Annotated in this window: 21 protein-coding genes; 14 read left to right on the forward strand and 7 right to left on the reverse strand. The window is 43.0% G+C overall.

The window, feature by feature from the left end; all coding sequences use genetic code 11:
* The first annotated feature begins 55 nt into the window (after window positions 1-55).
* Window positions 56-445 (forward strand): DUF1499 domain-containing protein, encoded by a 390-nt coding sequence (locus J2736_RS00505; protein ID WP_056616306.1) that lies wholly within the window; start codon window positions 56-58, stop codon window positions 443-445.
* A 52-nt stretch (window positions 446-497) separates the two neighbouring features.
* Here the strand turns inward: J2736_RS00505 and tpx are convergent, their stop codons facing one another.
* Complete coding sequence (tpx, locus tag J2736_RS00510) at window positions 498-1,016, reverse strand: thiol peroxidase (protein WP_028556564.1); 519 nt, start codon at window positions 1,014-1,016, stop codon at window positions 498-500.
* Window positions 1,017-1,174: 158 nt separating this feature from the next.
* Between tpx and J2736_RS00515 the strand changes: the two genes are divergently transcribed.
* Window positions 1,175-2,059: a LysR family transcriptional regulator gene (locus J2736_RS00515; protein WP_310222475.1), complete on the forward strand. Its 885-nt coding sequence runs from the start codon at window positions 1,175-1,177 to the stop codon at window positions 2,057-2,059.
* Between the two features lie 51 nt (window positions 2,060-2,110).
* Here J2736_RS00515 and J2736_RS00520 read toward each other — a convergent pair whose 3' ends face one another.
* Entirely contained in the window at window positions 2,111-2,800 is a 690-nt protein-coding gene (locus J2736_RS00520; RefSeq protein ID WP_310222477.1) for a zinc metallopeptidase, read from the reverse strand.
* Window positions 2,801-2,821: 21 nt separating this feature from the next.
* Entirely contained in the window at window positions 2,822-3,262 is a 441-nt protein-coding gene (locus J2736_RS00525; protein WP_310222478.1) for a MerR family transcriptional regulator, read from the reverse strand.
* A 305-nt stretch (window positions 3,263-3,567) separates the two neighbouring features.
* On the opposite strand from J2736_RS00525, the gene J2736_RS00530 reads away from it, so the two are divergent.
* From J2736_RS00530 to J2736_RS00540, 3 genes are read left to right on the forward strand one after another with little or no spacing between them, the layout of a single operon-like run.
* Window positions 3,568-4,953, forward strand: coding sequence for an ammonium transporter (locus tag J2736_RS00530; protein ID WP_310222480.1), 1,386 nt, complete (start codon window positions 3,568-3,570; stop codon window positions 4,951-4,953).
* Between the two features lie 39 nt (window positions 4,954-4,992).
* Window positions 4,993-6,072 (forward strand): DUF294 nucleotidyltransferase-like domain-containing protein, encoded by a 1,080-nt coding sequence (locus J2736_RS00535; protein WP_310222482.1) that lies wholly within the window; start codon window positions 4,993-4,995, stop codon window positions 6,070-6,072.
* Window positions 6,073-6,116: 44 nt separating this feature from the next.
* Window positions 6,117-6,851, forward strand: coding sequence for an exonuclease domain-containing protein (locus tag J2736_RS00540; RefSeq protein ID WP_310222484.1), 735 nt, complete (start codon window positions 6,117-6,119; stop codon window positions 6,849-6,851).
* On the opposite strand, the gene J2736_RS34255 is transcribed toward J2736_RS00540, so the two are convergent.
* The gene (locus tag J2736_RS34255; protein WP_397340151.1) at window positions 6,845-7,273 is read right to left on the reverse strand and encodes a M67 family metallopeptidase; all 429 of its coding nucleotides are present in this window, start codon (window positions 7,271-7,273) and stop codon (window positions 6,845-6,847) included. The two genes, J2736_RS00540 and J2736_RS34255, sit on opposite strands and share 7 nt — an antisense overlap.
* Before the next feature lie 43 nt (window positions 7,274-7,316).
* Window positions 7,317-8,567 (reverse strand): MFS transporter, encoded by a 1,251-nt coding sequence (locus tag J2736_RS00545; RefSeq protein ID WP_310225140.1) that lies wholly within the window; start codon window positions 8,565-8,567, stop codon window positions 7,317-7,319.
* Window positions 8,568-8,744: 177 nt separating this feature from the next.
* Between J2736_RS00545 and J2736_RS00550 the strand changes: the two genes are divergently transcribed.
* Window positions 8,745-9,281, forward strand: coding sequence for a TlpA disulfide reductase family protein (locus J2736_RS00550; protein WP_310222486.1), 537 nt, complete (start codon window positions 8,745-8,747; stop codon window positions 9,279-9,281).
* Between the two features lie 57 nt (window positions 9,282-9,338).
* On the opposite strand, the gene cimA is transcribed toward J2736_RS00550, so the two are convergent.
* Entirely contained in the window at window positions 9,339-10,958 is a 1,620-nt protein-coding gene (gene cimA, locus J2736_RS00555) for a citramalate synthase (protein ID WP_310222489.1), read from the reverse strand.
* Between the two features lie 238 nt (window positions 10,959-11,196).
* On the opposite strand from cimA, the gene J2736_RS00560 reads away from it, so the two are divergent.
* The 7 genes from J2736_RS00560 (at window position 11,197) to J2736_RS00590 (ending at window position 20,547) form a co-directional block, all read left to right on the forward strand.
* Window positions 11,197-12,501 (forward strand): DNA polymerase IV, encoded by a 1,305-nt coding sequence (locus tag J2736_RS00560; RefSeq protein ID WP_310222491.1) that lies wholly within the window; start codon window positions 11,197-11,199, stop codon window positions 12,499-12,501.
* 1 nt (window position 12,502) lies between these two features.
* Complete coding sequence (mobB, locus tag J2736_RS00565; RefSeq protein WP_310222493.1) at window positions 12,503-13,006, forward strand: molybdopterin-guanine dinucleotide biosynthesis protein B; 504 nt, start codon at window positions 12,503-12,505, stop codon at window positions 13,004-13,006.
* Window positions 13,007-13,073: 67 nt separating this feature from the next.
* Window positions 13,074-13,307: a ferredoxin gene (locus tag J2736_RS00570; protein ID WP_028556576.1), complete on the forward strand. Its 234-nt coding sequence runs from the start codon at window positions 13,074-13,076 to the stop codon at window positions 13,305-13,307.
* A 167-nt stretch (window positions 13,308-13,474) separates the two neighbouring features.
* On the forward strand, window positions 13,475-15,322 hold the full coding sequence (locus tag J2736_RS00575) for an adenylate/guanylate cyclase domain-containing protein (RefSeq protein ID WP_310222495.1): 1,848 nt from the start codon (window positions 13,475-13,477) through the stop codon (window positions 15,320-15,322).
* A gap of 210 nt (window positions 15,323-15,532) precedes the next feature.
* The gene (locus J2736_RS00580; RefSeq protein ID WP_310222497.1) at window positions 15,533-17,230 is read left to right on the forward strand and encodes a FecR family protein; all 1,698 of its coding nucleotides are present in this window, start codon (window positions 15,533-15,535) and stop codon (window positions 17,228-17,230) included.
* A 32-nt stretch (window positions 17,231-17,262) separates the two neighbouring features.
* Window positions 17,263-18,885: an NHL domain-containing protein gene (locus tag J2736_RS00585; RefSeq protein ID WP_310222499.1), complete on the forward strand. Its 1,623-nt coding sequence runs from the start codon at window positions 17,263-17,265 to the stop codon at window positions 18,883-18,885.
* A gap of 129 nt (window positions 18,886-19,014) precedes the next feature.
* The gene (locus J2736_RS00590) at window positions 19,015-20,547 is read left to right on the forward strand and encodes a L,D-transpeptidase family protein (RefSeq protein WP_310222501.1); all 1,533 of its coding nucleotides are present in this window, start codon (window positions 19,015-19,017) and stop codon (window positions 20,545-20,547) included.
* 185 nt (window positions 20,548-20,732) lie between these two features.
* On the opposite strand, the gene J2736_RS00595 is transcribed toward J2736_RS00590, so the two are convergent.
* Window positions 20,733-20,867, reverse strand: a complete 135-nt coding sequence (locus J2736_RS00595; RefSeq protein ID WP_310222503.1) for a hypothetical protein — start codon at window positions 20,865-20,867, stop codon at window positions 20,733-20,735.
* A gap of 369 nt (window positions 20,868-21,236) precedes the next feature.
* Here J2736_RS00595 and J2736_RS00600 point away from each other — a divergent pair, with 369 nt between their 5' ends.
* A complete protein-coding gene (locus tag J2736_RS00600; protein WP_310222505.1) occupies window positions 21,237-22,592 on the forward strand; it encodes an ABC transporter substrate-binding protein in 1,356 nt (451 codons plus the stop codon).
* The last annotated feature ends 67 nt before the right edge of the window (window positions 22,593-22,659 follow it).

Consider the following 22,659-nt stretch of genomic DNA (forward strand, 5'->3'; position numbering starts at 1 on the left):
TAGTGTTGAAATGGCAAGTGGTCTACATGCACTTCATTGAAGGGGGAAAGGGCTTTTGCTAAAGAGAACTTTAATCGGATTAGTACGTAGTCATGAAACGACAGGGGAAAAAGCTAGAGATCCTTTACTTAAAACTAGATATTTTAAGCTGCCGAAGGAGCAAGTTTGGGAAGAAGTAACGGCTGTATTGAAGAAAACACCAGGTTACAAGCTTTTACATGAGGTTCCCAATGTAGGCGAAATTCTTGCTGAGCGCAAGACGGTGACAGGGAGAACGCAAGACGTGACTTTAACCTTGTTTGCGATTAATCCAGTGAAAACAGCTGTTGATATCTATTCGGCTTCACGTGGTTCGATGGGGGATCTTGGATCCAATTATCGTACAATCTTAGATATTTATAAACAATTAGACCGTAAGCTTGCTTCATATAAAATTGATGGATAACAAAAACAGCAGGGAAGCTTGGCCTCCTTGCTGTTTTATTTTATGTTACGGATTAAACTAATTTTTTAACAGCTTCAACAGCTGCTTCATAGTTCGGGTGAGCTGTCATTTCGCCAAGGTATTCAACGTATTGAACAGTGTCATTAGCGTCGATTACGAAAATAGAACGCATATCCAATTGGATTTCTTTGATAAGTACGCCATAAGCTTCGCCAAAGGATTTTGTCTTGTAATCGGACAATGTGATCACTTTGTCGATGCCTGCAGCGCCGCACCAGCGAGCTTGTGCGAAAGGAAGATCAACGCTGATTGTAAGAACAGCAACATTCTCACCTAGGCTTGCTGCTTCTTCGTTGAAACGACGTGTTTGTGCATCACAAACGCCTGTATCCAAAGAAGGAACTACGGAGATCAATTTCACTTTACCTGCATAGTCAGCAAGTGTAACTTGTGTCATCAAGTCTTTGTTAACTGTGAAGTTAGGTGCTTTGTCACCTACTTTAATTTCGGGACCTACCAAAGTGATAGGATTGCTTTTCAGGGTAGCAACACCAGTACGTTCTTGTGCCATTGAATGTTTTCCTCCTTTATTATCCATGTTAAATAACAACTCACTTATTATAAGCTTTTTGCTGATAAGTTGTCCAATCGTTACTATAGAGCTATAATCGGAGTCAATGTAGGCGTATTGTTTCGTCATCAAGAAGGGAATTCGGGGGAATTACTCACGTGGAATTAAGACAATTGCAGTATTTTGTGAAAGTAGCTAGGAAACAGCATGTGACCCAAGCGGCGGAAGAGCTGCATGTGGCACAATCTGCCGTTAGTCGGCAAATTCATTTGCTGGAAGAAGAGCTAGGTGTCGAGTTATTTGTTCAAAAGGGACGCAATTTACATTTGACCTCTGTTGGACATTTGTTTCTAAGCCGGGTAGAGGGAATTCTTACTGACCTAGAACGTGCCGTAGGTGAAATTCATGAGTTTCTCGATCCGGAAGCAGGTGAGATTCGCATTGGATTTCCACACAGCCTAGTCATTAATTTGCTGCCTGCTGTCGTCGCGGCTTTTAAGAAAAATCATCCGAATGTGAAGTTTCGATTGCGCCAAGGTACATACACATCTTTGATTCGTGATGTATCGAAAGGTGAGATCGATCTCGCCTTTATTTCACCATTTCCAGAATCACATGAGCATGTGACGGGTGAGATTTTATTAACGGAAGAACTGTACGCGATTATCCCTTCCAATCATATTCTTGCTGACTACACATCGATTCGACTTGAGCAATTGAAGAATGAGCCATTTGTTATGTTCAGTGAAGAATATACGCTGCGAACGATTGTGATGGAAGCTTGTCAGAAGGCGGGCTTCGTTCCTAAGATTGAGTTTGAGGGTGAAGAAACGGATACGATTCGTGGTCTTGTTGCCGCGGGTATGGGTGTCAGCTTGCTTCCAGCAATGGCTTTGTTGGAAAGTGGCCAAACACAGCCAGTTAAGATTCGTGTGACCGATCCTCATGTTACAAGAACAGTTGGATTGATTTGTCGTAAGGATGTGAAGCTGCCATTGGTGGCTGAAGTGTTTCGCCGTTTTCTATATGAATATTTTAAATAAAAGAAGCTCTACCGTCAGGTGCCTTAGCACCCAATCGGGAGAGCTTTTATTTTAGTCGTCGTTATTGCGACCATTGAAAATCATGAGGTATTTCAGAAGCTCAAGCACAGAGATTAACGCTGCGGCTACGTAGGTTAAGGCTGCTGCATTCAACACCTTGGCTACGCCGCGCTCTTCTTCATTAGAAATGAAGCCTTGTGCCACCATTTCATCGCGTGCTCTGGAGCTGGCGTTAAATTCGACAGGTAACGTGACCAGTTGAAAAGCTACTGCTGCTGCGAAGAAGATGATACCCACACCCAAGAGCCATGGGATCTGCTGAAAGAAGAAGCCCGCTAGGATTAAGATGGGAGCCACACCGGATGCGAAATTAACAACAGGGAACATCTTGTGTCTCGCGACGAGCATGGGGTAATGAACTTGATGTTGTATTGCATGACCCACTTCGTGACAAGCGACTGACACGGCTGAGATGGAGCTCTGGAAGTAGACAGGTTCCGATAACCGTACGGTGCGAGCCGTCGGATCGTAATGGTCTGTCAGTGTTCCTGGGACTGCTTCAACAGGTACATCATATAGACCGTTAGCGTCTAACATTCGTCTTGCGGCCTCTGCACCAGTCATGCCTGAGTAGACGGGAACATTCGACCATTTGTTGAAAGTTCCTCGTACTCGGAATGAAGCCCACATGGAAAGGGCGAAGGCAATAATAATTAGAAAATCCATTGGATGAAAAAACATAGGGCACTCCTCCGTAATTCATTATGAGAACGGATTTTTACCTAGAAGGACAATAAGTGCTTCAATGCAAGCGGCGGTAGGTTGTGTAAGGATGTGATACAGCTTTTTCAGTTGTTTGGGCTTCAATTGTTGAACAAGTGGGCTTAGTTCTTTGGCTTCCTTCATTAATTGTTCAAGATGCAATTGAAGTGATGTAAGCTTATCTGTCACTGTATCATCGGAGGTCACTTTACTCCATTGTTGTAATTGAGCTTTGATTTCCTCTAAGGTATATTTCTCGTTCTTCATCGATTCAATACGTTTAAGTCGATGCAAGGTTTCACCACTGTAAAGACGATAGTTCGTATCGGATCTTTTCTCGGGTTCGATTAAGCTCAGCTTGGTGTAGTAATCAATGGTTCGAGGGCTTACATCAGCAAGCTTTGCGAGTTCTCCAATTTTATAAAGTTTCTCATTCCCCATGCTAAATTCACCTCTACTCCAAGTGTTATAAATTTCTTTCTTCTATATAAACATGATAACTGATAATAAACCGTACAGTCAAACGTGATGCTTCGCAAACCTAACATTGGATAATGGTGTAAAAAGGGTGATTTTGGATTGGATATGTGCGAAAACACGAATTATGCCTGTTTCATGTCAGGTTATTTTTCGTTTTTTTCAATTTTTTAACGAAAATCCTATTGTCAAACCTAAATAACCTGTATATAATGACATTAAGAGTTTCATTACATGTTACTTAATCTAACATTAAAGGAAGTGGTCGTATGGTTAAGAAATTGTTGTTAGCTTTTGGTCTTATGTCATTATTGTTCCCTACACTCGCATTTGCAGCGGATGAGGCAACAGCACCACAATTACAGAGTGCAATCGATGCAGTGTGGGTAATGTTAGCAGCAATCTTAGTCATTTTCATGCAAGCTGGTTTTGCACTTTTAGAAGCGGGGTCAACTAGAATGAAGAATGCCGGTCACGTAGCCGGTAAAACGATTTTAACTTTCGGATTATGTGCCATTGCTTTCTGGGCTGTAGGATTTGGTTTTGCCTTCGGTGATGGAAATGCCTTCTTCGGAGAAACAGGATTCTTCGTTACTGGGTTAGAAGATCAAGCTGCAGCAGCTTTCAGTTCTCTTTCTTTCTCTGATGTGCCAATTGGTATTAAATTCTTATTCCAACTAGCTTTCGCAGGTGTGTCACTTGCCATTGCTTTTGGTGGATTCGCAGAAAGAGCAAAGCTTCCGGTTTATTTCATCTTCGGAATTTTGTTCACTGTCATTATCTATCCAATTGTAGCGCACTGGGTATGGGGCGGCGGTTGGTTGAGTAAATTGGGTATGCAAGATTTCGCGGGTTCAACGGTTGTCCATTTGCAAGGTGCAACAGCGGCATTAGTAGCAACAATCTTGCTTAAACCACGTATTGGCAAATATAATAAAGATAAAACGCCAAACTTGATTCCAGGTCACAACCAAGTATTGTCTGTTCTAGGTGTTATCATCCTTTGGATCGGTTGGTTCGGTTTCAACCCAGGTAGTACGCTTAGTGCAATGGGCGATGGGTTCTTTGGTTATATCGCATTGACAACGAATATGGCTGCTGCGGCAGGTGCTGTAGCTGCGTTGATTATTTCTTGGATGTACTTCGGTAAAGCTGATATTCCTAGCATGTTGAATGGTGTTCTGGCAGCACTTGTTGCGATTACTGCAGCTTGTGCGTTCGTAGATGCTTGGGCGGCTATTGTTATTGGTGCTGTAGCAGGTATCATCACATTCTTCACAGCACAATGGTTTGAAAAAGCGGGAATTGACGATCCAATCTATGCTTTCTCCGTACATGGTATCGCTGGTATCTGGGGTACGCTTTCCACTGGTTTGTTCGCAACGCCTGAGCTATCTGCGAAGGTTGGTATCGGTGGTGCAGGTTTATTCTACGGCGGTGGCTTCCACCAACTAGGTGTTCAAGCGCTTGGTCTTGCTGGAGCTCTAGCATTCGTACTTGTTCTTTCCTTCATTATTCTTAGCATTCTTAAAGCGACAATCGGTCTTCGTGTTACAGAAGAAGAAGAAATCATTGGTCTGGATCTGTCTGAGCATGGTTCATACGGTTATCCTGAGCAAATGAAAAAAGCAGCTCAAAACGGAGTTTCCGTTTAATAACACTTATACTTTCTACTAGAGCAAAGGGGATGCAACATGAATCATCTCTCAATGGAACGGATCCTGGAACGCATTCATCAGTCGGAGCAATTCGAAGAGATGCGTATTACCAGAGATCAGGTGCATGAGATGTTTCGGGAGCATCTCCTTTTTTCCTATACACCTGAGACAGGACAGCGAATTAATCACATGCATGATGCGTTGATTCAACGAACAACGCAGATTGCTGAGTATTTGCTGGAGGATGAAGGATACGGAAAGCCGCCTGTTTCCTATGCTTTTATTCTATTGGGTAGTGGCGGGAGAAGGGAGCAAACGCTCTGGAGCGATCAGGATAACGGACTTATTTATGCGGATAGTGAAACGCATTCGCAAGAAGAATTGGATGCATACTTTGAGAAATTAACCACCTATATTCTTCACGGATTGAATGTACTAGGATACCCGCCTTGTGAAGGGAATGTCATATCGAGTAATCCGCAGTGGCGCAAATCGCTCCAAGGCTATACAGAAATGATGCTAGATTGGTGTAAGGAACCGGATTGGGAGAATGTACGGTATCTGCTTATTTTGGCTGATGTACGTTGTATCTATGGTTCTGAGGCATTAGTAGTGAAGTTAAAGCAGTCATTTCTTGCCTATGTTCAGGAACATCCTAGTCTCTTGAAATATTTATTGTCGAACACGTTGCATCACAAAATTTCGTTAGGTGTATTAGGGCATTTGATTACTGAGCGATATGGTGAAGATGCGGGCGGATTCGATATTAAATACGGCGCTTATATTCCAATCGTCAATGGGATACGGCTGCTTGCCATCCACGCGGGAATTCTGGCTACTTCAACTATGGAACGGATCGAGCAACTCAAGGTGAATGGGATATCCGAACATCTGGCAAGTGAGTGGGAAATGGCATTTTCTATCGCTTTACAGTTAAGGGACAGTACACCTTTCCTGTTAGAGGAGGAGAGGTATACGACAAGGGGTAAACTGTCATCCCATCAGTTGAATAAAGAGGTTCGTTTACAATTAAAACGTTGCCTTCGTACAGGAATTGCCTTGCAGAAGTATGTTGCTAAATCGATAGAGTCACATAAAGAGAGAGAAAAAGGTTAGCTATATCGGATTCGGAAATCGCGTTCTAGGGAGAGGTGAATCGCGTGAAGGATATGCGTCCAGCAGGTCGTATGTGGCATTTATATAAGATGGGTGGTTTAACACCAGCCCTAACCTCGATGTTCGATGTACAAAGTGCGCAGCAAATGGCCTTCATTCGGTCGATGTTGAAAGAGCAACGGAAGGATTCTCTGTTTGAAATTCCTCTGCATTCGATGGAAATTGTGGTGTTTGATCTGGAAACGACAGGCTTCTCTCCTTATAACGGTGATGAAATTATTTCATTCGGGGCCGTCTCTGTTATTGGCAGTGAAGTGCAGACGCAAGAGACCTTTTATAAAATGGTGAACCCTAAACGGAAGATTCCGGATGAGATTGTGAAATTAACGGGCATTACGAATGAAATGGCAAGTGAAGCACCTGATTTAATCGGTGTGTTGAGTGATTTCTTAGAATTTGTTCAACAGAAAATCCTTGTGGCGCACGCCATAGGACATGATAAGAACTTTTTGAACTCAGCCTTATGGCGTACATCCAAAGTAAGCTTATCCCATCGTGTTTTAGACATTATGATGATTGCCAAGTGGTTGATGCCTAAAAGGAAGAACTTGAGCTTAGACTCGCTGCTGCATGCGTATGATGTCCCTGTGACTGTAAGGCATCATGCACTTGAGGATGCTATGATGACCGCGCAGCTATGGTCTCGATTAATGGGGGAAGTCAGGGCGAGAGATGTAGATACATTAGGCGATTTATATGCTTTATTAAGCCATCATTGACCGATAACAAACGAAAGTTTGTGATATGCGGTAGTGGTGGTTTTTTTTAGGGAATAAACCTGGAGATTAGGATTAGATTCGTCTTGTAAGGATAAGATCCAATAGCTTGGAACGGTGTGCCAAAGTGTGGAGAGGTCTTCAGCAGAAGGCACTGGCGCGGCGGTGGGGTGTGAATGGAAGATGCCAACCATAGAAAGGTTTTTATCTGATAGAAAAGGAAGCATTTCGATTGGTTGTATGAGGAATTGCCTTGTTGGATGCTCGGCATGATTGTGAAGGGGTATAAACGTATGTATGTGAATTTCGGTTGAAGACTGGGATGAGGAATCCCCGAGCAGGATACCGCATGCTTCATTAGGGAGTGAACGCATACTATAGGAGACTAATTCGTCATAGATTTTTTTAGTCAAATATACGCTCACTTGCGCTCGCTCCCCTCATCATGCGTGACATGAGGTTAGTATATCACGTTTGTTCTTTCAGTTCTGCCTTCGGTTTAATGAAGAAGAATACGAGTGCTAGCATAAGTAATGACAACGAGGCTACTGTAAGGAATAGCGTTTTGTGAGAAATGCTCATGAGCCAACCGAAAAGTGGAGGCCCAAAGGCAACGCCAATAAAGCGTAAACTATTATAGAGGGAAGTAATCATACCGCGCTGCTCACGCTCAACCGATCCGGTTATGAGTGTGTTTAAGCATGGCAGAAGAAGTCCTGTGCCTATCCCGCTGAGCGATAATAAACCAATGAACACATACAAGTTCCCATTCAGGAATGTAGCCAATGTAAGTGAAATAACCATGGTTATAAGCCCGATATTCATGAGCCATCGCATGAGTTTGCCGTTTTGTTTGATTTTAGCCCCCGTGGTATAGGAAGTAATGACGAGACAGAGCAACGGGATTGCGAGAATAAGTCCTTTGCGTACACCCTCAATGCTGTAAGGCTTCTCTTCAAGGATTTGGGAGAGGTAAAAAAGGACGCCGAATAAAATAAATAAAGTAATTGAGCCAGCAACAAAAGCAGGAAGAAGCCAATGGCCTTTACTCTTTAAGATGGTTGTGATCTCCTTCAGATATTGACGAAGAGGTTCAGCTTCTTTCTCTTTGGGCGGCTCTTTGATCATGAATATAACAGCAAGCAAGGCGAGTAAACAAAACAGTGGAAATGCAAAAAAAGGTGCAAACCAGATGATTAACGCTAACAGAGAGCCGAGGATGGGGCTCACTACTTTGCCGATACCATTGGAAGCTTCAATAAGACCAAGCGCTTTACTAGCTTTGGGGCCTTTATAGATATCGCCGACTAAGGCCATTGCTATTGGGGCTGTCCCTGCCGCTCCAAGCCCTTGTATAGCTCGTGAGGCTATAAGGATTGGATAGGAGTGCCATACCGCGCCTAGCCCGGCGAGAATTCCCGCACCCCCGTACACGATAAGCGAAGGGATGATAACGGATTTGCGAGTAAAACGATCGGATAAATAACCGGATACCGGAATGATGATGCCTGCTGTCAGTGAAAATAAGGTGATGATAAGCGAGCTTTGGAAACGAGAGATATTCATTTTCTCTTGCAAGTCAGGCAGGATAGGAACTAACATGGAATTGCCAAGGACAAGTACCAAGGGGATAGAAGCAAGTGCGAGATATTGCCAAACGCTTCCCTTTGCACTCGCATCTTTTTTATCGGGAGCCTCATTGTGTTCGTGAATTCTCATTTTATTTAGCGTATTCTTACCTTTTGGTGGAAGCGCTGCTTGTTTCATATGAACGTATCCTTTCCTTGCAAAGAGTAAGTTTACTTTTCCCTATTGGCATGAAAGCATACTTCTGTCTGGTGATGTTGGAATTTTCGCTAATTTGGAGATAATATAGAGGGAGTGGAGGTTGATACTGTGAAGAAGAATCTCATCGTGATTGCTTTCGTCTTGTTACTGGCGGGCATTGCGATTTATCAAAATGTTCAAAATGAAAATAAAGAAACAATGATGCCAAGTGAGCAAGCGGCAAAAGTGAATTTCTTAGCTCCTTCTTTTACCTTGCAAGGGTTGGATGGGAAGGATTATTCTGTTGGCGGTCCGCGTGAGAAGCCGATGTTTGTGAATTTTTGGGCTTCCTGGTGTGGTCCATGTGAGGAAGAAGCGCCTGACCTAGTGAATTTGTACAAGAAATACGAGGGGCAATTTGATCTTTATGCAGTGAATGTGACCCCTGGGGATAAAATGGAGAATATCAAAAAATTCGTTGACACGTATCAATATCCATTCCCTGTGCTATTAGATAAACAAGGGACGAATGCGGATACCTATCAGGTTATCGCCATTCCAACCAGTTTTCTGATTGATAAAAATGGTGTGATCCGCGAAATTATCCATGTGCTTTCCCCGAAGGAACTTGATAAGAAGATGGCTAATCTGCTCAAGGAAGAGTGAGCGAACGCAAAAAAAGCTGCAAAGAGGCATGATGCTCTTGCAGCTTTTTCGTACCTATTAATGATTCACTAAGCCTAGGCGTTCTTGTTGTTCTTTGTTCGCTGGTTCTACACGTTTGCGGCTGATGAGGGCGTAACGCAAGCTATCAACTAGCGCATACCAGCTAGCTTCAATGATGTTACTTGATACACCTAGTGTGTTCCATGTCGTGTTGAAGTCAGTCGTTTCCATTAAGACGCGAACCTTACCGGCTGTAGCGCCTTTCTCGTCCAATACGCGGACTTTGTAGTCAGAAAGATGAATATTCTTGATATCGGGATAATACTGGATGAGCGCTTTACGCAAGGCGTTATCGAGTGCATTGACAGGTCCATTGCCTTCAGCTGCAGTGTAGATCGTTTCGCCATGTACTTTGACCTTGACGATCGCTTCTGAAACGACCGCTTGGTTAGCAGTCTTCTCAACAAGCATCTTGAAGGATTCAAGGGTGAAAATCTCTTCAAGACCTTCGAACGCTTCGCGCAGCAAAAGCTCGAGCGTTGCATCCGCGCCTTCGAATTGATAGCCTTGGTGTTCCATTTCTTTGATTTTCTCGATGATTTCTTTCGTTTTCTGGTGCTCCCGATTGAAGTCCAAGTTCAGTTCTTGTGCCTTAACCAGCACGTTGCTTTGACCAGCAAGCTCAGAAACTAGAACGCGCTGTTTATTTCCTACAAGTTCAGGCTTCGTATGTTCATACGTGCTGGCGTCCTTGAGAATAGCCGAGACGTGAATGCCGCCTTTGTGAGCAAATGCTGCATTGCCAACGTAAGGTTGGTTAACAGGCATATGCATGTTGGCGATTTCGCTGATATATCTCGAAACGGATGTTAATGACTTTAATTGATCTGGGGAGATGACCTCATAACCCAGTTTCAATTGTAAGTTAGGGATGATTGAGCTTAGGTTAGCATTACCGCAACGCTCGCCATAACCGTTAATGGTCCCTTGAACCTGTCTTGCGCCGGCTTGTACGGCTGCTAAGGAGTTCGCTACACCTAATTCACAATCATTATGAGCGTGAATACCAATTGGTGTAGAAACGTGCTGTGTAACGGTGGTTACGATGGCAGTAATCTCGTTTGGCAAAGATCCGCCATTCGTATCACATAACGTAATCCAATCGGCACCCGCATCTTGCGCCTTTTTGATAGTCTGGAGAGCATAATCTGGATTGTTCTTGTAGCCATCGAAGAAATGCTCGGCATCATAAATGACTTCCATTCCGCTGTTTTTCAAATAGAGAACGGAATCATAAATCATGTTCAAATTTTCTTCAAGTGTTGTTTGGATTGCTGTCGTTACATGAAAGTCCCAAGACTTTCCGAAAATTGTGGCAACCTGAGCGCCTGATTCAACTAGTCTGTTGAGGTTAATATCATCCGCGGCGATTGAATCTTTGCGTCGTGTGCTGCCGAACGCGGTAATTTTGGCATTCGTAAATTTCATCGTACGGGCACGCTCAAAGAATTCAATGTCTTTGCTGTTGCTGCCCGGCCATCCGCCTTCAATATAATGAACCCCAAGCTCATCGAGCTTACGGGCAATTTTGATTTTATCCTCGACGGACAGAGAGATGCCTTCTCCTTGCGTACCGTCTCGTAGGGTGGTGTCGAAGATTTTGACTGATGTTGGCATGGGTTCCTCCTTCAAAAGCTAGCAAAGTGACTTCGTTGTAAGAGATGTGTGTAGTTTCGCTTGCTTTAAAGCGCTAATGTATAATTTACGATTATAACATAAATGTACAGCTAAAGACATCATAACGTAAAATTGCGTTGGCTTGAATGATTATTTTTTTGACTTCTCAAGTTGGATGTGTTTCACTCGAATGAGAAGGCTCTGAATTCTGTTTCACTATAACTGGGAGGTTGTGAATATGGTGTCAGTAGAGCATCATTATCCCAAGCAAGGCAGAGTCATTTTACATATTGATATGAATGCTTTCTATTGCTCGGTACACGAGGCGGTAGAGCCTGACTTATATAAAGGAAAGCCTCTTGCTGTTGCTGGAAGTGTGGAGCTGCGCAGGGGGATAATCGTTACTTCATCATATGCAGCACGAAAGCTAGGGATCAAGACAGGCATGCAAGTTAGGCAAGCGCTGAAAATTTGTCCCGACCTCATCTTGATTAGACCTGATTTTGATCTCTATCGTAATTTCTCTAGAAGGTTTATGCAGATAGTCTATGGATATTCACCATTGGTAGAATCTATGTCTATCGATGAATGTTTTGTAGATATCACAGGTTCCAAACAATTTGGAACGCCGCTAGAAATCGCGAATAGTATTCAAAAAAGAATTATGACAGAATTGCAGCTCCCTTGCTCCATTGGTGTTGCGCCCAATAAGCTACTAGCGAAGATGGGTTCTGATATGAAAAAGCCGAATGGCATTACCGTATTACGGCTTCGTGATGTGCCAACTGTGTTTTGGGACAAGCCATGTAATTATTTGTACGGAATCGGTAAAAAAACAGCGGAGAAGCTTACGCGGCTTGGTATCCATACCTTAGGTCAGTTGGCTGTCGGAGATGATACTATACTGAGCAAGCATTTCGGTGTGTTAGGGGCGCATCTGAAGCGCTCTGCAAATGGGATTGATACTTCACCTGTGAATCCAGAACAGGAGCAGAGTAAGTCGATCGGACATACAACGACATTGCCGCGAGATTACACGGATCGTGTTGAAATTCATCGCGTCTTACTGAATTTAGCAGATCAAGTAGCGAGAAGGCTACGCAGGCAGGAACTCATGACTTCGACGATTCAAATTACAATACGGGATCCCGAGATGAGGACGATAACAAGATCGCTTACACTGCCAACGCCTACCGAACATATGGATGATATTTATCGGACCTCCTGTCAGCTATATGATCATCAATGGGAAGATGGGAACCCAGTTCGGCTCTTGGGTATTACTCTTCAGAGCTTGATTGCCAAGGAAGAATCCTATGTACAATTGGATTTATTCGATTACGAGAAACAGCCGCGCAGAGAGAATTTGAATAAAGTGATGGATGGTCTACGGGATAAATTCGGCGAAGGAGTTATTCTAACAGCAGGTATGATGAGTGATGATCCCTCTTCCTTGATACGGAACCACAAAGTAAGAGGGACGTCGCTGCAAATGGACCATCTGCGTAATAATCCGTTACATAAGAATCAGGAGAGTGAATGACATGGCTTATTGTGTGGGCTTCGCGGGATTTTCCAACAGTGGAAAAACGACGTTGGTCGCAAAGCTTACAATTGAAATGAAGCTTCGCGGCCATCGGATTGCGGTTATGAAACATGATGCGCATGGACATTATAAAGAAGCGAAAGGAGCCGACTCAACGATTTATGCGGAGTCAGGCGCAGATGTTGTTGTGACGCTCTCTCCAGATGCCTTGCACGTATATGAGAAAAAAGAAGCTCCGACCTTAGAGGAACAATTACTAGCTTATGCCCATCTTGATTATATTTTTATTGAAGGTTTTAAGAGGGAAAAGCATCCAAAGATTGCGGTCTATCGTACAATAGAACAAAGAGAAATGATTAGGGAAGTCGTACCATCACCAATAGCGGTTGTGACCGCTCTCTCTAATCTAGAAGATGACTTCGCATATCCACGCTTCAATTTGAATGATATCTGTGGAATTGCGGACTTTATTGAGCAAAATTTTGTGGATTGTCAATTTTAAGGTTTGAACTTTGTCCGTATTTATATTATATTTTACAATGAGGATAATTTGAGGAGGAGTAGAAAACATGGCAAAGTATACATTTGTTGATAAAGATACTTGCATCGCTTGCGGCGCTTGCGGAGCTACAGCTCCAGATATCTATGATTACGATGATGAAGGTTTGGCGGAAGTGATTTTTGATGGTGATGGAAACAAAGGGGTTACAGAAATTCCTGAAGATCTTTTTGATGATCTACAAGATGCTCAAGATGGCTGCCCAACAGACTCCATTAAAGTTGCGGATTCACCTTTTAGCTAATCATAATTTAAATCATTTTGTGAAAACTCGTGAAATGTCGAAAGAGCTCGTTTCCTGAAAGGGAACGAGCTCTTTTTTTTGATGAAATATTGTGAAATTTGTAACAATTTATTGCCAATTCTTACATAGCATCTTACAATGAAACTAGTAAACACAGGGAGGATTATATGAGTAAGAAGAAATGGATTAAGACTTTAGTAGTAGGACTTCTATTAATGGTATTTTCGACATATTTCTACACTGTGAACTCGAGCGGATTGTTTTACTTTGTTGAAGGTCCTCTCCAAGATACTTTGCGTGGCGCGAAATCAATTGAAGAGCGTCAGCCGGACGATCGCATCAAGATTGTGAAGATTGATGATAAATCGCTTGCCGCGATCGGAAAGTTTCCGTGGGATCGAAGTACATATGCACAAGTTATTGAAAAGCTTGAACAATCAGGTGTAGCTGCCATTGGTATCGACGTTGTGCTTGCAGAGCCTTCGAAGAATCCTGGGGATGATAAAGCGTTAGCTGATGTGCTCGCGAAGTACAATAATATTATTTTGCCCGTACAAATAAACTACCCCTCCAAACAACAGTCTGCAGGCGATCTAGTTCCTGAGAGAATTGATTATCCCTCCTCGACACTAACAACCAAGAGAAATCAAATGGCTCATATCAATGTATTCGTTGATAAGGATGGCAAAGCGCGCAAGCTGCCCGTCGGTTTACCTGATGAGAAAGGTGCCTACATACCAGCATTCAGCGTGGCGCTAGCGAATTTAGTTCTGGATGATAGTGAGAAAGTAAAGCGTGATCCAGCGACTGGAGAATGGTTGCGAGGGAATGAAGTCGTACCAACTAACGAAAGAAATCAAGTAACGACTGAGTTTTTCACACTGCCGAGACAGAAGGTAGACGCGACAACTGGTTATGAACTGCTCTCATTCGTGGATGTGCTAAATAGTACAAAGCCATTGCCTCTAAAGGGGAGTATTGTGCTTGTAGGTCCGTTTGTAACGGCCATGCAGGATGAATATCCGACACCAATCTCTTCGGTTAAGATGTTTGGAATTGAAATTCATGCGAATATGATTCAAACCTTGCTAGAGAGTGCTTTCTATCATGATGCTTCGAAATCAGCAGGAATTGCTATCATTCTATTAATTTCATTGCTTGCTATGTTTCTGTTCGAGAAGTTCAATGGAAAGACAGCTTTATTTATTTTCTTAGGCATGTTCGTGATTTATGGCCTAGTATGGCTAGGGTTCTATAGTATTGGTTCGTTGTTCTTACCGCTAGTATATCCGCAATTTGCACTCGTGACGATCTATGTATGGTCTTTGGTTAGCCACTATTTAGAAGAGCGAAAAGAAAGAAACAGGGTTACAGGTATTTTCGGCCGCTTCGTCTCCAAAACCGTTGTGGATGAGCTTCTTCAGTCGGGTGAAGATGTGAAGCTTGGTGGAAGCCGCAAAGATATTTCCTTAATATTTGTTGATATTCGCGGATTCACACCGATGTCTGAACGATTAGAGCCTGAGCAAGTCATTCAGGTATTAAATGAATATTTGGACGTATGCACGAAGGCGATTTTCAAGTTCAATGGCACGTTGGATAAGTTTATCGGTGATGGTGTAATGGCGATGTTCGGCGCCCCTATTGAGTATGAGAACCATCCTGAAATGGCCGTGCGTGCAGCGATCGAGATGAAGTCACAAGCGGATATTCTTGAGCAGAAGTTGATTAAGAATTATGGCATTGGTGTTAAATTTGGATTGGGAATTAATAGTGGTCCTGCGGTTGTTGGAAACATTGGTTCTGAAGATCTTCGATTGGATTACACGGCGATCGGGGATACCGTTAACTTGTCAGCACGGCTTGAATCCAATGCCAAACCAGGGCAGATTTTAATTAGCGAGCAGACGTATGAACGTGTCAAGGACCTGTTTGTGATCGAATCCATCGGTGAGATGAAAGTAAAAGGGAAAGAAAAACCGGTTGCTGTCTATGAAGTAATCGGACATAAATAAAGTTGCTGGGAGGCATGCAGAGTGGGAAAGACAAAGAAATCATATCTTTCAATCTTGTTAAGCTTTAGTTTGATATTCAGTTTAGTGTCTGTGCTAATCGTTAAGCCAGTGGATGCCAAAACTGTCCGTGTTGCCATTATTACAGCATTATCAGGCGACGTGACGATTAAAAAAGGCGGCGGCTCCAAAACGTATGATGCCTATGAGAATATGAGTTTAAACCAAGGGGATACCGTTTATACCGGTGATAGCTCCTCTGTCACACTGAATTTAGCAAGTGGCGACGCAGATGTTACGTTAGGTGACAATGCGGAATTAAATGTGTCAGATCTCAATTCTTCAGATGGTAATAAGAAATCCAAGCTTAAAGTTTGGGCAGGCTCGATGTGGGTCAAAGTGAAATCATTAGCGGGTGCAGATGATGAATTTGAGGTTGAAACGCCAACGGCTGTCATGGGTGTTCGCGGAACGCAATTCTTCGTTTCGGTTGATTCTGTATCTGGTAAAACCAAAATGGCTGTAGGATCAGGAAGAGTATCGGCATCAACTGTAACACCGAGCTCGGATGATACTCAAACAACAACGATTACCTACTTAAATCCGACACAAGAAATCTCGTTGGATAATCGTGAGGAAACATCGGATTTGGATTTGAAAGTGGAGTTCTTTGATTTAGAGGATTTTATTAAACAAGCTTCTCCAGAAATCATCAAAGAATTGTTGTTAAATAAAGCAGATATTGATAAAGAAAATGAAGCGTTTATTGCTAAAAAGAAAGCTGAAATTGAAGCTGGTTTACTTAGCAGTGATCAGACGACTTTAAGTATACTGAATCTAGCAGATTTAGATAAAGTGAAGCAAAATCTAGAGAACTTGATTGGTAATATTGCTAAAGAAGCATTGGCTGAGAAGAAATTTGATCAAAAGGCTTTAGATAAAATTATTGAAGATTCGAATAAAAAGATCACAAATGAGGACAAGAAGCTGGATTTATCTAAAGTCAAGCCATTGGATAAATCGGCAGGTGTGAATCCTGATGTAGAGAAAAAGAAACAAGAAGAATTGAAAAAGCTAGAAGAAGCGAAATTGAAAGCGAAGTTGGAAAAAGATAAAAAAGCTGAGGAAGCTAAGCAGAAGCTGGCTGCTGCGTTGAAGAAGCTAGAGGAAGAAAAGAAGAAGATTGAGGCTGAAAAGAAGCTTGCTGAAGAGAAAGCAAAAGCTGATGCCGAAGCGAAGTTGAAGGCTGGTTTAACGGAGCAAGAGAAAAAGGCTTTTGAGGATGCGAAGGCTGCGGAAGCTAAAGGAAATACTACGACCCCTCCTCCAGTTAACTCAGGTGGTGGTTCGGGAGACTCTGATTCTGGTGGAGGAACGCCCCCGGTAGAAAAGCCTAAAGTTAGTTTAACTGCAACACCAATTAACCCTGAAGATGTCGTGATGCCAGTATCGGTTGGCACGGAGGGCGGAGCTCAAGTGGGGCCTCCTAACACTTTTTATTACCTCAATATTGACATCGCAGGCATTACAAATATTTACGCTGTAGAAGTTCATTTGCTATACTCGCGTGCGGATTATATTCCATTTATACCTTTAACAAATAAAGATATTTTTTACAAAACGAATGCTTCAACGAGTGCTGATTACATCAAGGAGTACAAGTCTTTGTCTCCAAATGGAGAAACTAGTGAACTCGTTTATGCGGTAACCAAATTTGGCGGAGGCACTCCAGTTTCTGCTTCAATGAAAACTCCGCTAGTTAGTATTCCTATGAGCTCTATTTTTGAAGATGAAATCAGTGTAGGTAAAATTGTGATCGTGAAGAAAAATGGTGAGACTTTTGAGAAATTAACGGTAGCTGATCTTCAACAGATTGCGCCATTACCGATTGAAGGATCTTATCTTCCGTAAGTGTAAAGTTCACTAGATAAAAAGGAGAACCTATGAAACCATTACAACACATATTTGTTTCAAGCGTAATTGCTACTGCGTTGCTAGGAGGATCATCTGCACTAGCCGCTGGCTTAGATGCTGATGCGTTGAAGTCTAGCAACGGTCAGATCCTATCTGATATTTCTACACTTGCGGGAATTGGCGATTTTGAAGATCGTGATGGGGATGCTTCAAAAGCGGCATTTCGCGCCCCAAGCAGTGTACTTCAACTTGCAGACGGGAGTATTCTCATTGCCGATACAAGAAATCATGTCATTCGTAAAATGAAAGATGGTCTAGTCACGACATTTGCTGGACCTGAAATTGCTGTTGTGAAAAACAGTCAAGGTTTCCCAACTGGGGGACTCCTTGATGGGAAAGCAGCTGAAGCGTTTTTTAATGAACCGGCGGGGCTTGCTTCAGATACCAAAGGGAATGTCTATGTAGCAGATGCTGGTAATCATGCAATTCGGAAGATTGACGTGAATGGGAACGTCACAACCGTTGCTGGTAATGGCGTGCCCGGGAACAAAGACGGTAAAGGTGCGGCGGCAAGTTTTAATCACCCAAGCGATATTGCGGTTAGTCCGGATGGCACTGTGTATGTAGCAGATTCCCTCAATCATACTATTCGCAAAATCGCAGTGGATGGAGTGGTTACAACACTTACAGCGTCTGTTACTCGAGCTATTCAAGTGCGTCCAGGTGAGGCTTCATTCGCAGGGGAATATCATGATGGGAGCCTTTCAACGGCTACATTTAATGAACCTTCGGGACTCGCGCTGGACAGCAAGGGGAATCTCTATGTAAGCGACACGGGGAATCAACGTATTCGTTATATTGATTTTGCATCCGGAAGTGTTACAACGATCGCAGGATCAACGGCTACGGGCAGTTCTTCGACACTTTATGGGAAAAACGAGCTGTATGCACAAGGTGACTTTGCAGATGGTGATGCATTGCAAGCAAAGTTCGACTTCCCAAAAGGTCTAGCTGTGACACCAGAAGGTGGCCTTCTCATCGCGGATAGTTTGAATCATTCAATTCGCTATCTGTTGAATGGACAAGTATCGACGATCTCAGGAACGCTTCAAACGGGAGAGACTGACGGGGTTGAACAATCCGCTCAATTCTACAATCCTTCAGATGTGCTTGCTACTATGCAAGGGAATCTGGTTGTTGCTGATGCGTCCAATAACAAGATCCGCAAAATAACACCTTATCAGTTACCTGGGGATGTATCCAAAGATGGTCAAGTGAAAGTGGTTAGTGGCAATAAGCTGATTGCATTTGATGTTCAGCCTGAAATTCAAGATGGTCGTACGATGGTACCTGTTCGTGCGATCAGTGAAACGTTTGGCTATAAGGTTACTTACGTAGAGAAGGCTGGCAAGTCTGTTGTGCAGCTTGCTAAAGGCGATCTAACGGTAGAAGTAACCATTGGCGAAACGGGGATCGTACGCAAGCAAGTAGGCGTTCCAGATCTTAAGCTAGAGACGGATGCAGCCCCTTATGTGAAACAAGATCGTACATATGTGCCGATCCGCTTCTTCGCCGAACAGATCGGTTTGGATGTACAGTGGGATGCTTCGCATCAAACAGCTATTTTACGTGTGAAGTCTTACTCGAATTAGGCATGAGTTAAGGAACGGCTTGGCAGAGGTAATCCTCTGACCAAGCCTTTTTTTTATTCAGACTTCAACTTTGTGTCCCAATTGCCGATAAAACGAAGAGTGGAGTATGTGGATTGGGGGGATGAAAGTATGAAGTCGAATAATCGAAACGATCAATTGGATCGATTCTTTCAACATAATCCGATCGAGGATCCTCTCTATCTCAAAAAATATGTCAAAGAGCATCCTGATCATAAAATGGCCTGGTATCTGTTAGGCAGAGAATATACAGCGCAAGGTAAAGCGGGGAAAGCGGCGTATTGTTTTGCACAAGCGGGTGAAATATATGAAGCTTTTGAGCAGCAAAAAATCGTATTAGATGGACCTATACCAACAACCTCGACAGCGGTGATGGCAAGCAAAATCGAGGTGCCAGTAGAACGTAGATCCGCATCTAGAAACGGGCGGATAGGGGTGTTTTTTCTGATCCTATTTCTTCTGTTAGCAATTCCGGCAGGCATGGATCTAGCTAAATCAGAGGGGATAGAAGAAATCGTGGTGGCTGAGCAGCCGGAGGGGGCCACAGCAGTTACGGCATTCACTAGTATTCAGAGTGATAATCCTGGAATAAAGCTTTATGTCACTGATGGTAATTGGGGCAAAAAGCTGCAGCAAATTTTAGAACCTCCTACTAAAGCAACAGGGGAGTCTGTAATTATGGACGTTCCTCCTAGTCAAGATGGGCAATGGCGGGAATGGTATCGCGCTGTTCGTCCACTTCTCAGTGTGGAGCATTCAGGTACAGGCGCGAATGAAGCGGTATTAAAGTATTATCAGGCACAAATCTGTGCTTGTCAGGTAGCGGATAGCTCGAAGCTTGTTCCCATAATTTCTGCTTGGATGCATGATCGTGAAGAAGCTATTATTCTCAAAAGTGCGATTCAAGCGTATCAAATCAAAACAGGAGCATTACCGGATAATCCACAACAATTGACGAAGCCTTATCCGGATAATTTGCTCCCAGGACTTACTCCGCAAATGAAGGCGGCTTTTCCCGCAGCGTTGCAGAAAGTGGCTGAACTTGCCGGAGGGAAAGTGGCTCAAGTTCCCAACCCAACAGGTGGGGATACAGGGGGACAACCAACGCAATCAAACGAAGAGAAAGCGGTAGCGGCAGGGAACGCGCAAGCCCTAGCTTCGTCAGAGCCGTTTCAAGAACCGTTAAGGATCATTATTGATACAGATCAGCACCAGTTGGCTGTTGCGAGTGGAGATATTATTCTGAGGCGTTATGAAGTGGGTTTAGGGGGAAGTAAGACACCGCAGGGTGATTTTGTGATCAGTGAAAAAGTGCGTAATCCCAATGGCAGATCAAACGGCGAGTTTGGAAGCCGCGGAATGACGCTGTCCAATACGCTTTATGCGATTCATGGGACGAATAAGCCCAAGAGCATCGGCAAAGATGAATCTCACGGCTGTATACGGATGCTTCAGCAAGATGTAGAGGAATTATACAATATGGTTTCTGGACAAACGAAAGTGACGATTGGTAAAGGTGTCTTGCCTTCAGGTGAACCGGGGGATGGGATTGGCGCGGGGGGCGGTAAACCTCAACAAGCGATCAGTTTGCCTTTGGAGACGAAAGATCATAATCCAGGTAAGGTTTACAGATGGTTGAATTAGAAAAAGGAAAGGCAAGCATGACGCTTGCCTTTCCTTTTTTGCTTTTTACTTGAATGTCATCCGTATGTAAAATCTAAATAAGAGCGTTTTCAGTTTGTTGAAGTTATTGCATGTTTTTTGCTTGACAAGAAATCAGAAAGCGATTACAATTCGAAATGTGAAGTTTTCAATCACTTTAAAAGAAGTCAATTGTTCAAAATAAGCAGTAAAGTCATGATTATGATAACAACTAAGAAAATCGATCCTGTCCAGTAAATGGCTTTCATGTTAACTTCATTTTTCTGTCTGCGTGAAGCGCTTACTGGTTTGCGTTTGGCCATAAGAATCACCTTTTCCATTAGGATTAAACGAGATGATTCTATCATATCATAAGAGTGTGCATCAACGAATAAGAAAAAATAGCGAGTTAAAAAAAGAGTATTGACGTCCATGTCATTATATTGTAAGATTTAATCACACGAACCACACACAACAACTGAATATGTCAGTTTTAATAACATGTTACCGTAAGGGCATTAGTTATTAGAAGGAATGCAAGTTTTCTTCTATAACTATGCCCTTTTTATTTTTCCCAAAAAATGAATTATGAAAGGGGTTGGTAGTGCAAACTAAAGCCTAAGATTGCTATCGGGTACAACGTTTTACAAATAAATAACTAGATGATGTAAAAAAAGGGAGAAGATGATCACATGAACATGAAGAAATGGTCAACAATTGGTCTAGCAACATCTATGGCACTCGTAGCTGCAGGTTGCGGTAAATCCACACCCGCTGAAACGACAAAACCAGCTGCATCTGTAGCACCTACTACAGCAGCTTCTGCTGCTCCAACTGCAGCAGCTTCAACTAAACTTACAGGTGATTTTGAAATCCAATATTTTGTTGGCGGATATGGCGACAAATGGTGGAAAAAAGTCATTGCTGATTTCCAAGCGAAAAACCCTGATTTGAAAATTAAAGAGAGTGCGGGACCGAAAATCAACGAGCAAATGAAACCCCGTTGGATCGCTGGTAACCCACCTGATTTCGTATATATCGATGGTCCTGAGTTGTTCGACCGCCAAATGGTGACAGACGGACAACTGGAAGATTTGACAGATTGGATTAAAGACGCTAAAAACGTTGATGGCGACAAGATCATTGATTTGCTTGCTCAAAAGCCGCAACAATTTGACGGTAAAACGTACAACATTCCTTTCGTAATGAGCTCATGGGGTATTTTCTATGACAAAGCTCTTTTCAAAGACAAAGGTTGGGCTGAGCCGAAAGACTTCGAAGAGTTCTTGGCTGTAAGTGAGAAAATCAAAGGCGCTGGCATTAATCCATTCATCCACACTGGTAAATATCCTTACTACATCAACGGCGGCGTATTGCTTCCAGCGATCGTATCTGCGAACAACAATGATTACAAATTGCTGCAAGACATGTCCACAAACAATCTTGAAGCTTGGAAAAACCCTGCCATCATCAAAGGTCTAAACAAAATCGTTCAAATGCGTGATAAAGGCTACATCGATAAAGCATCCGTACAAATCAACCACACGGATTCCCAATCCTTGTTCCTACAGCACAAAGATGCATTCATCCCGAACGGATTATGGTTACCAAACGAAATGGCGAAAGACGTTCCTGGTGGCTTTGACTTTGGTTTCATTCCATCCATCACACAAGACAAAGGTGGAAAAGTTGTAGCTAACACGTCTACGTCTACTTTCGGTATTGCGAAAAAAGCGAAAAATAAAGAAGCTGCAAAAGCATTTATGCAATTCGTGTTCTCTAAGACACAAGCTTCCCAATGGGCTGAGTTAAGTGGTGCTCCATCCAATGTTAAGGGTGACATTTCATCTTCCAAAGCACCTAACTTCGTTAAGGATGCTGCGAAATTCTTGTCTTCCCCTGACACTATCGTTGTACCAACAGTTTCCTTCGCGGCTGATGTTGATAAAGCGATGCAAGATGCAACCGTTGCTTTGACTATTGGCACAATTACTCCTGAACAATGGGTAACTCGCGTATCTGATGTTGTGGCCAAACAAAAGAAATAGGAACTGAATGAAGCAGTGCGGAGAACTTTCAAAGGCAAAGTTGCCTATGGCGTTCTCCGCCATTTTA

The sequence above is a fragment of the Paenibacillus qinlingensis genome, from assembly GCF_031455095.1.
Taxonomy (GTDB): Bacteria; Bacillota; Bacilli; order Paenibacillales; family NBRC-103111; genus Paenibacillus_E; species Paenibacillus_E qinlingensis_A.

Coding starts and splice junctions, on each gene's coding strand:
- J2736_RS00600 (WP_310222505.1), top strand. CDS start 21,237: ATGAACATGAAGAAATGGTCAACAATTGGTCTAGCAACATCTATGGCA.
- tpx (WP_028556564.1), bottom strand. CDS start 1,016: ATGGCACAAGAACGTACTGGTGTTGCTACCCTGAAAAGCAATCCTATC.
- J2736_RS00560 (WP_310222491.1), top strand. CDS start 11,197: ATGGTGTCAGTAGAGCATCATTATCCCAAGCAAGGCAGAGTCATTTTA.
- J2736_RS00535 (WP_310222482.1), top strand. CDS start 4,993: ATGAATCATCTCTCAATGGAACGGATCCTGGAACGCATTCATCAGTCG.
- J2736_RS00595 (WP_310222503.1), bottom strand. CDS start 20,867: ATGGCCAAACGCAAACCAGTAAGCGCTTCACGCAGACAGAAAAATGAA.
- J2736_RS00575 (WP_310222495.1), top strand. CDS start 13,475: ATGAGTAAGAAGAAATGGATTAAGACTTTAGTAGTAGGACTTCTATTA.
- cimA (WP_310222489.1), bottom strand. CDS start 10,958: ATGCCAACATCAGTCAAAATCTTCGACACCACCCTACGAGACGGTACG.
- J2736_RS00585 (WP_310222499.1), top strand. CDS start 17,263: ATGAAACCATTACAACACATATTTGTTTCAAGCGTAATTGCTACTGCG.
- J2736_RS00570 (WP_028556576.1), top strand. CDS start 13,074: ATGGCAAAGTATACATTTGTTGATAAAGATACTTGCATCGCTTGCGGC.
- J2736_RS00590 (WP_310222501.1), top strand. CDS start 19,015: ATGAAGTCGAATAATCGAAACGATCAATTGGATCGATTCTTTCAACAT.
- J2736_RS00580 (WP_310222497.1), top strand. CDS start 15,533: ATGAGTTTAAACCAAGGGGATACCGTTTATACCGGTGATAGCTCCTCT.
- mobB (WP_310222493.1), top strand. CDS start 12,503: ATGGCTTATTGTGTGGGCTTCGCGGGATTTTCCAACAGTGGAAAAACG.
- J2736_RS00525 (WP_310222478.1), bottom strand. CDS start 3,262: ATGGGGAATGAGAAACTTTATAAAATTGGAGAACTCGCAAAGCTTGCT.
- J2736_RS00545 (WP_310225140.1), bottom strand. CDS start 8,567: ATGAGAATTCACGAACACAATGAGGCTCCCGATAAAAAAGATGCGAGT.
- J2736_RS00520 (WP_310222477.1), bottom strand. CDS start 2,800: ATGTTTTTTCATCCAATGGATTTTCTAATTATTATTGCCTTCGCCCTT.
- J2736_RS00530 (WP_310222480.1), top strand. CDS start 3,568: ATGGTTAAGAAATTGTTGTTAGCTTTTGGTCTTATGTCATTATTGTTC.